This is a genomic window from Pedobacter sp., from assembly GCF_035317785.1.
Taxonomy (GTDB): Bacteria; Bacteroidota; Bacteroidia; order Sphingobacteriales; family Sphingobacteriaceae; genus Pedobacter.
Window position 1 is genome coordinate 1 of the sequence record NZ_DATHGC010000039.1, and the last position, 8,793, is coordinate 8,793.

Sequence of the window (8,793 nt, forward strand, 5' to 3'; positions counted from 1 at the left end):
ATTTTAGTACCTTACAATATGTGTATGTTATAAAAGATAAATTTGCAAAGGAACAGCAGGAATTAGAAGCAAAGATCCCGGATGAACAGTAAACTAATATTGGCAAACGTAGTACGGTGGGTGATCCTGCTGCTGGTTCAAATCCTTTTGCTGAGGAATCTGAGTCTTTACAATATGGCTACTCCTTTTCTTTACATCCTCTTTTTATTGCTGCTGCCATTCGGGATACCCAATATACTGCTTTATATCATAGCCTTTGCCACAGGCCTGACCCTGGATGCATTTTACGATACTTTAGGTGTGCATACTGCAGCCTGCGTAATGCTCGCCTTTGTCAGGATCCTGTTCATTTCTGTGACGGTAAGCAGGGATGGTTTTGATGAGCCGGAGCCAACACTCGGCAACATGGGCTTCAGATGGTTCATGCTTTATGCGCTGCTGTGCATTTTTTCCCACCACATCGTGTTGTTTCTTTTGGAAACATTCAGATTTACAGAGCTGTCATATACCCTGCTCAGGTGCTTGTTGAGCGGCCTCTTTACTTTGTTTACTGTCGTACTGATAGAGTTTATATTCTATAACAGAAAAATGCGATGATGGATAATTACAATCTGTTCAACCGGAAGTATGTGGTACAGGGCTTATTCATTGTGACCGGACTCATCTTACTTGGCACATTGTTTTATATCCAGGTTTATAGTGATCAGTATTTTCGTACTGCAAAGAGTAATGTATTGCGCCCTATTTATACCTTTCCTGCCCGCGGGGTTATTCTCGACAGAAATGAAAAGATACTGGTGCAAAATGAACCCGTCTATGACCTGATGGCCATTCCTAATGATGTGAAGCCTTTTGACACACTGGAGCTTTGCAGGATCATTGATGTGGACACAGCCAAATTTGGTAAGAACTTCAGGAAAGCAAGACGGCTTTCCAGGTTTCAGCCCAGTATTATCGAGAAACAGCTTTCGGTACAGATCTATCAGTCATTGTCTGAACAGCTTTCCCGGTTTCCGGGCTTCTTTGTACAAAGCAGAACCATCAGGCAATATCCGGACAGTATAGCCAGCCATTTTTTGGGGTATATTAAGGAAGTAACCCAAAAGGAAATTGACAATTCACAGGGCTATTACCGTCCTGGAGATTACATCGGCCGGCAGGGGGTCGAGCGCGCCTATGAAAAAGCATTGAGAGGTGAGCGCGGGGTTGTGAACATGCTTTATGATGCGCATAATGTACCCAAGGGTAGCTATGCAGAAGGAAGATTTGACACTGCAGCCATATCCGGGGAGCAGTTGATCTCATCGCTTGATTTAGGGATTCAGAAACTGGGTGAAGAGCTCATGCAAAATAAAATCGGCAGTATAGTGGCCATAGAACCGGCAACAGGAGAAATACTGGCTTTTGTAAGCAGCCCAAATTACGACCCGAACCTGATGGTGGGCCGTCAGCAGGGCAATAACTACATGGAATTGCTGAAGAATCCGAACAGGGTATTTAATATCCGGCCAATTCAGGGTTATTATTCACCCGGATCAGCGTTTAAGCCACTCGATGCCCTGATAGGGCTGCAGGAAGGCGTGATCGATGAAAATACAACATTCTTTTGTCCCGGATACTTCAAAGTAGGAAATCATACCGTAAAGTGTGAGCACCGGGATGGCAATGTGGCTGTACGAATGGGGCTCGCAAGGTCCTGCAATACCTATGCCTGCTATGTATTTCAAAAACTGCTTACGCAGCGCAAATACAAAAACCAGAAGATTGCCTACGACGACTGGAGGAGCAAAGTAAAACTCTGGGGGCTGGGCGACAGCCTTGGGGTCGATCTGCCGAACGAAAGGACAGGCCGGCTGTACGACGCGGCGTACTACTCAAAGAAATACAGCAAATACTGGGGCTACTCAACCGTAATCTCACTGGCGATAGGGCAGGGAGAAATGGATGCTACGCCTTTGCAAATGGCAAATATTATGGCTGTCATTGCCAACCGCGGGTACTATATTAAACCCCATCTGGTTAAATCAATTGGCAAAAACCACGTCATAAAAAAAGAATATCTAAAGAAAAATTATGTTGGAGTAGATGAAAAACACTTTACCCCGGTAATAGACGGAATGCAGGACGCTGTAAACGCCTCCTGGGGTACGGCCATACTCTCGAGGATCCCTGACATCGTCATGTGCGGTAAGACAGGTACCGTTCAGAACCCGCGCGGAAAGAACCACTCTGTTTTTATTGGTTTTGCACCGAGGGATAATCCTAAAATCGCCATTGCAGTCATCGTAGAAAATGCAGGTTTTGGAAGTACTTATGCTGCTCCGATTGCCAGTTACCTCACCGAAAAATATTTGAAGGATAGTATAGGCGGATACCGGAAAGCGCAGGTAGAATGGATGAAGAAACAGGTGGTGTTGCCTGCCTTGCCAAAACCTAAAATTAAGCCCGGTGTTAAAAACGCAGACAGCATTAAAGCTGACTCAGCTGCCAAAAAATTGCAGTTGAAGCGCGCTGTAAGTCCGGTAAAGATCAATAAACCCATTACTACTGCCAGATAATGAATACTCCGCAAAGCAACAGGTTTTTTTTCAAGGTAGACTGGATCACCATCCTGGTCTACGTGCTGCTTTGTGCGGTTGGTTTTATCAACATATACGCCTCTATATTTACCGCTGATGGGGATACTTCTGTATTCAATTTTTCAACGAATTCAGGCAAGCAGCTGGTATTTATCCTTTCGGCTCTGGTGCTTGGCTTCTCGATTCTGCTGCTGGACGGCAAGTTTTTCAGCATCTTCTCTCCCATCATCTACGGCATTACCTTACTGTTACTGATCGTAGTTTTGGTAGTCGGCAGAAATGTTGGAGGAAACCAGGCCTGGCTTGCCATCGGCGGGTTCAGGCTCCAGCCTTCTGAGCTTGCCAAATTCGGGACAGCCCTGCTGCTGGCCCGGTACATCAGTACTTTTAGCCCCAAGTTCAGAGACATCAAATCGATTCTTTTTGCGGCACTGATCATTGGAATGCCCCTGATACTGATTCTTCGGCAACCGGATGCCGGGTCAGCACTGGTCTTTCTCTCCTTCATGTTCCCAATGTACAGGGAAGGATTGTCAGGCTATTTCCTGCTGATCTTCCTGGGCATGATCGTGCTGTTTGTAGCAGACTTCCTGGTGCCTTTACAAATCCTGATCCCGGTCATTCTGCTGATCGGGAGCTTCTTTGTTTACAGCAACAGAAGAAAACAAAAGATCATGTTCTCTGCCATTATAGCTACTATAGTAGCGATATCCTACCTGTTTGTAGTGAAATTTGCCTATGAAAAGGTGCTGAAAACACATCAGCGTACCCGGATCGAAATTATACTCGGGTTAAAAACAGACCCCAAAGGCGTAGGTTACAACGTAATCCAGTCTAAAATAGCCATAGGTTCAGGCCAGTTGACAGGACGCGGATTTCTGGAGGGCACACAAACCAAATACGGATATGTTCCGGAGCAGAGCACAGACTTTATATTCTCTACTATAGGCGAAGAATGGGGATTCACCGGATGTTTTGTGGTGATCGGACTATTTATTTTTCTGATGGTAAGGCTGGTCAATATGGCGGAGCGACAGCGTTCCAGCTTTTCAAGGGTGTATGGTTATTGTGTAGCCTGCATCCTGTTCTTTCACGTATTCATCAATATAGGCATGGCCATAGGAATAGTTCCTGTTATCGGAATCCCACTGCCATTTATCAGTTATGGAGGTTCTTCTTTATGGAGTTTTACGGTACTGCTGTTTATTTTCCTAAAACTGGACTCCAACAGGATGGGCTTTATCTGATTCTGATCAGCCGTTGGGAAAACGGCGTGCCAGCAGTTCATAAAACTGGTCTACTGTTCCCTGCTTTGCCTGCCAGTTGTTTTTCTCCGCATAATTATTCTTCAGGAAATGGTCTGCTGTTTTGAGATCAGGCATTTTATTGATCAGGTCTATGGCCTCGGAATAAGCCAGATTATACCCGTTAAAAAGATCCTTAATGTACAGGAGCTTTTCATTGAGCGTGATGGCACCTTTCAGGTCGGTTACAGGGGGTTTACTGTCTTCATCTTTGACTTTCGGCGAGCCGCTGCTCTTATTGCCTGCCAGCAGGTCGTTTAAAGTTGGCCTGGCGGCAGTTGGTGCTTCATTTTCGGCTGGCTTTTCAGGTTCCGCCCGGAATAGTCCGGGTTGTACAACCTGCTTTTCTATTTTATCCTCTACTAATGATGTTATTGGGGCGGGAACAACTTTTTCTTCGACAATGTCCTCTTTAAGTTCTGGTTCTCTAAAAATTTCGTCTGCCGGCTGCTCTCCAAAATCAAATCTGCCGGATTCAGGATTGTCGTTTAGTATAAACTCAAAAGTATGTGCGGTATTTTCGGGCTCCTCATTCACATAGTCTACCAGGTCAGCCGGCTTCTCAAAAAAAGTATAATCTTTAGGTTCAGGCAGATCGTCAACTACCGGCGCCTGTTCCTGTGCTATCGGGCGGGCGGGAATCTGCTCGGCCTGTGCGCTTGAAATCTCCGTATGCTGTGGCAGTTCCTTTGGTATTCTGCTGGTATTGAGCTTGCGGATAATCTCAACATGATCAGATAAAAAGTTGGCATTGGCCAAAAAAAGTTCCAGCTCCAGTTCATTGAGCTGCTCAGGGTTTTGAGCTAAAAATTCATATTGTTCCTGAAGCTCACTTAATATTACTCCTATTTTTTTAAAGATATCAGCCTGGTTCATCATAGTGTTATAACGGTAGAATTGACGTTTTATGTTGGTAACTTGACACCCAAAAGTACTACAAAATTCTGATATTAGCTGGCTACAAGGACTATAAACACATGTTATTCAGCGAACAAAATTTTAGAAAGGGAGAATTTTGCGGCAGCATAGAGGTCATTTGCGGCTCTATGTTTTCGGGCAAAACAGAAGAATTACTGAGGAGACTAAGAAGAGCACAAATTGCAAAGCTGAATGTGGAGATTTTTAAGCCCAGGACAGATACCCGGTATGACGAGAACGCCGTTGTTTCTCATGACCTGAATTCTGTCCAGTCAACGCCGGTAGACCACTCATCCGCAATTTTATTACTTGGTACAGACACCCAGGTGGTAGGGATAGACGAGGCGCAGTTTTTTGATGAGAATCTTCCGGAGGTATGCAATAAGCTGGCTCAGAAAGGCATCAGGGTGATCGTAGCAGGCCTGGACATGGACTTTTCGGGAAAACCCTTTGGCCCTGTACCTGCACTGATGGCCATTGCTGAACACGTCACCAAGGTCAATGCGGTTTGTGTGCGATGCGGTGCTCCGGCGATGTATTCTTTCCGGACAGTAGCCGGTGAGGAGAAAGTATTACTGGGTGAAAAGGAAAGTTACGAACCCAGGTGCAGGAGGTGTTATCATATTGGGGACGGCGTAATCAACCTGAACTAGAGAAGCGGGCCTCTAGCCAAAAGGACAATTGTCGCAGCGTTTGCCTTTGAGGTATTTCTCGCAGCATTCTTTTTTCTTTTTCTTCTTGTCCTTTTTCTTTTTATCAGACTTTTTGTCTTTATCCTTTTTTGACATGGCTGTGGTATCAATATACAAAAAAAGGTACACACTGACAAAAGTGTGTACCCTCTTGAATTTAAACCGTTTTTAGTTTAAGCTTCGCTGTCGTATTTGATCTGACCTACGTGCTTGTCGATCTGCCATCTTCCTGTTCCTTCTTCACCTATTACGTCAAATAGCTCAAGCGCACGACGGGCTTTGTATTCCTCTTCTCTTTGTTCTCTGAAGAACCAGTTTAAGAATTCTAAGGTTACATAATCCTGTTCTTTGTGGCACCTGGCCGCAATGTTTTTAATGGACTGGGTTACCGCAATTTCCTGCTCCAATGCTTCTTCAAAAACCTCACGGAAAGAATTGTACTCGATTTTGATGTTGCTCACATCAGGAGATATTGCAGTACCACCCATATCTAATATATACTTATAGAACTTAAGCTGGTGCATTCTTTCTTCTTCAGCCTGCTTGAAAAAATATTCGGATGAAAAGTCATAACCATTGCGGTTGCACCATGAGGCCATGGATAAGTATATTGATGAAGAGTGGGCTTCTTTTTTTATCTGCTGGTTGATAAGTGTTTCTACATCTGATGAAATTAAACACTTTGCGCGAATGATGTCTTTCATGTTCCTATTGATTTAATGGGATTAATACATCAAAAATAATGCAATAAACCCGCATGCAAGAATAATAACACAATATGGAAAGATTCTAATTCTAAGTTAATCAGGCGACTATCCTGTGAAGACGATCGTAAATGATGTGATTGAGGTCCAGCATTACAAATGTACCCTGCAGCAATTCTTTTAATGCAATGATCTGAATCAGGGACAATACGTAGCAATGGTTGCATGCGCAGATAAAGATAATTTCCAGATCCGGCGCCTTATCGCTGCTTAGCAGCAGTTTCTCTATGTCAATCTGGTAAACTGCTTTTTTGAGTTTGAGTAAATTGCGGTAATCAAAACGGGCAAGCTTTCCTGCAAAGTCAATATACCAGCAATTTTCACTATCAGATTGGTACATAGCTCCGAATCCGGTACTATATACTTCAGAGAAATCGACAGAAGGTAGTATTGCTAATTCTTGCATATTTCGCATTCAAAACTTACGTGGTGCAAATATTGACATTATTTAGAATTAATCCAAATCGTACGCTGAAATTTTTTAAAATAATTTAAAAGTTCGATGATCTCTTAAAAACTGACCATAGTCGTCTCCCCGACTGGTTCAGCCCAGGCCTGATATAAAAAGTTCAGCCAGTTCTGATGAAAAATATGTTCAAGATCACCGGCCGAATAACCTCTGCCGGAAAGTATGGTCACCAGTTTCTGCAGATCAGCAATGGTATCGAGGTCAAAGGGTGACTGCTCCGTGCCAAAAGCACCGTCGAGATCTGAGCCTATACCTGCGTGCCGGGAATTTCCGGCCAGCTGGCAGATGTGGTCTATATTGTCCGCGACTTTATCCAGCCCGCAGTTCATGCCCTGAGGAGTAGAAAGCTTTCTTTGCCAGTCAGGTACCAGCATCCATGCATCAAATGCTCCGCCGATCACCGCACCCCTTGCAATCAGGGCCTTGATCTGATCGTCGCTGTATTGCCTGTTGTGGTTTACGAAAGTCCGGCAATTGTTGTGGCTCGCCCATACGTGGCCATTAAAATGGTCTAGCGCCTGCCAAAAGGCATCATCGCACAGGTGTGTGGCATCGAGTATGATATTCAGCCGTTCCATTTCTTTCAGCAGCGCTAAGCCTGCCGGCCCCATCTGACCGGTTGAGTCTGTGCCATTGGCATACCTCCCAGGGCCATAGTGTGCCGGGCCAAGGGCCCTTAGTCCGTATGCGTAAGCTTTTTCCAGATAATTGAGGTCAACTATAGAGTCTGCTCCTTCTAAACTCAGGATATAGCCGATTGGCTTATTTTCGTTGGGTGTATGGTCATTCCAAAGGTCAAAATGGTTTTTCAGGGCCGCTGCGTCCGCAATTTGAATTAACTCGCCCGCTTCCTCCATTGCCTTATACCAGGAAAGCTGCCCCTGTGTCTGTGCCCAGGCCTGCTCCGGAGATGTCCAGCCCGGAATCAAACTATCTGGTTTTACATATCTGGCAATCTGGGTGGCCACCACAATACCTATATTCCCTTTACGAAGTTCAGGAAAGGATACTGTCCCCTTCCCGCGATCAGGTTTGTCTGTCATGCCGAATTCCCTGGCGCGCAATGTGCTTACAGGTTGCCGCAGGTCCCGGTTCCACTCCATGGCATTCATGCTCAGGTCAAGGTGTGCATCTAAAATAAACATATTGAATTTGTTAGTGATGCAACTCAAAGACAGCTTCCACCTCTACAGGGATATTATCGGGCAGCGAGCCCATACCCACAGCACTGCGGACGCCTATCCCGTTTTCAGTTCCCCAAACTGCAGCAAACAGCTCACTGCAGCCATTGATTACATAGGGATGTTTCTCAAAATCAGGCTTGCAATTTACCATCCCCAGCACCTTAATTACTCTTTTAATGACATCAAGGCTTCCGAAATTAGTCACAATTGTGGAAAGCATCGTTAACCCGACCTGACGGGCGGCCAGCTTACCCTCGTCCATGTCCATATTCTCACCTATGCGTCCAATGATCAGTGACCTGTCAGGCAATACCGGACCGTGGCCTGAAAGATAAAGGTATTTGCCGTCTACCAAAAAGGGCTTATAAATACCCAGTGGCTGTGGTGCAGGAGGCAGTTCAAGATTTAAAGCTGAAAATGCTTGCTGAGGTGATGATGTCATGGTAATAATGTAAATAGTATATGTTCAAACTTAACAATTTTATCTAAGTTTGGGTAAACCCCTAACCAAATGACCATACTGATCGTTATCGGCTGCATCCTTTTACTGGTCCTGCTCATTACCTGGGCCAGGATCAATCCGTTCATTGCTTTTTTAATTGTATCTATATTTTGCGGCATTATGCTGGGTATACCACTCAAAAGCGTCACTGCCTCTGTGCAAAAAGGCATGGGGGATATACTCGGATCACTAGTGTCCATCATCGTTTTTGGCGCAATGCTGGGCAAGCTGGTCGCTGAGAGCGGTGCTGCGCAAAAGATAGCATCGGTCATGATGAATCTGTTTGGAACCAAATATATTCAATGGGGTTTGGTGCTCACAGGTTTCATTGTCGGTATCCCTTTATTCTACAATGTTGGATTTGTACTAATGGTCCCGCTT

At 44.9% G+C, this 8,793-nt stretch carries 10 protein-coding genes and 1 pseudogene; 5 read left to right on the forward strand and 6 right to left on the reverse strand.

The genetic code is table 11. The annotated features are described in order from the left end of the window. Positions 1-81: 81 nt before the first annotated feature. The 3 genes from VK541_RS02765 to rodA are packed head-to-tail and all read left to right on the forward strand — an operon-like array spanning position 82 to position 3,826. A complete protein-coding gene (locus VK541_RS02765; protein ID WP_324366704.1) occupies positions 82-597 on the forward strand; it encodes a rod shape-determining protein MreD in 516 nt (171 codons plus the stop codon). Further along, on the forward strand, positions 594-2,558 hold the full coding sequence (gene mrdA / locus VK541_RS02770) for a penicillin-binding protein 2 (RefSeq protein ID WP_324366706.1): 1,965 nt from the start codon (positions 594-596) through the stop codon (positions 2,556-2,558). Before VK541_RS02765 ends, mrdA begins: the two co-directional genes overlap by 4 nt. Next, positions 2,558-3,826, forward strand: coding sequence for a rod shape-determining protein RodA (gene rodA / locus VK541_RS02775; protein ID WP_324366708.1), 1,269 nt, complete (start codon positions 2,558-2,560; stop codon positions 3,824-3,826). Before mrdA ends, rodA begins: the two co-directional genes overlap by 1 nt. Before the next feature lie 6 nt (positions 3,827-3,832). Here rodA and VK541_RS02780 read toward each other — a convergent pair whose 3' ends face one another. Then, positions 3,833-4,762 carry a hypothetical protein gene (locus VK541_RS02780; RefSeq protein WP_324366710.1) on the reverse strand — a complete coding sequence of 310 codons (930 nt, stop codon included), beginning with the start codon at positions 4,760-4,762 and terminating at the stop codon, positions 3,833-3,835. Positions 4,763-4,860: 98 nt separating this feature from the next. On the opposite strand from VK541_RS02780, the gene VK541_RS02785 reads away from it, so the two are divergent. After that, a complete protein-coding gene (locus VK541_RS02785; protein WP_324366712.1) occupies positions 4,861-5,454 on the forward strand; it encodes a thymidine kinase in 594 nt (197 codons plus the stop codon). 12 nt (positions 5,455-5,466) lie between these two features. Here the strand turns inward: VK541_RS02785 and VK541_RS02790 are convergent, their stop codons facing one another. The 5 genes from VK541_RS02790 to VK541_RS02810 all read right to left on the reverse strand — a co-directional run bounded on the left by VK541_RS02790 (position 5,467) and on the right by VK541_RS02810 (position 8,352). Then, positions 5,467-5,589, reverse strand: a complete 123-nt coding sequence (locus VK541_RS02790; RefSeq protein WP_285058865.1) for a hypothetical protein — start codon at positions 5,587-5,589, stop codon at positions 5,467-5,469. Positions 5,590-5,666: 77 nt separating this feature from the next. Beyond that, entirely contained in the window at positions 5,667-6,197 is a 531-nt protein-coding gene (locus VK541_RS02795; protein ID WP_324366715.1) for a ferritin, read from the reverse strand. A 100-nt stretch (positions 6,198-6,297) separates the two neighbouring features. After that, positions 6,298-6,663, reverse strand: coding sequence for a hypothetical protein (locus tag VK541_RS02800; RefSeq protein ID WP_324366717.1), 366 nt, complete (start codon positions 6,661-6,663; stop codon positions 6,298-6,300). A 104-nt stretch (positions 6,664-6,767) separates the two neighbouring features. Further along, positions 6,768-7,871 carry a dipeptidase gene (locus tag VK541_RS02805; protein WP_324366719.1) on the reverse strand — a complete coding sequence of 368 codons (1,104 nt, stop codon included), beginning with the start codon at positions 7,869-7,871 and terminating at the stop codon, positions 6,768-6,770. Between the two features lie 10 nt (positions 7,872-7,881). Beyond that, positions 7,882-8,352, reverse strand: a complete 471-nt coding sequence (locus VK541_RS02810; protein WP_324366721.1) for a RidA family protein — start codon at positions 8,350-8,352, stop codon at positions 7,882-7,884. A 69-nt stretch (positions 8,353-8,421) separates the two neighbouring features. Here VK541_RS02810 and VK541_RS02815 point away from each other — a divergent pair. After that, positions 8,422-8,793, forward strand: a pseudogene (locus tag VK541_RS02815) (gluconate transporter); the annotation flags it as partial.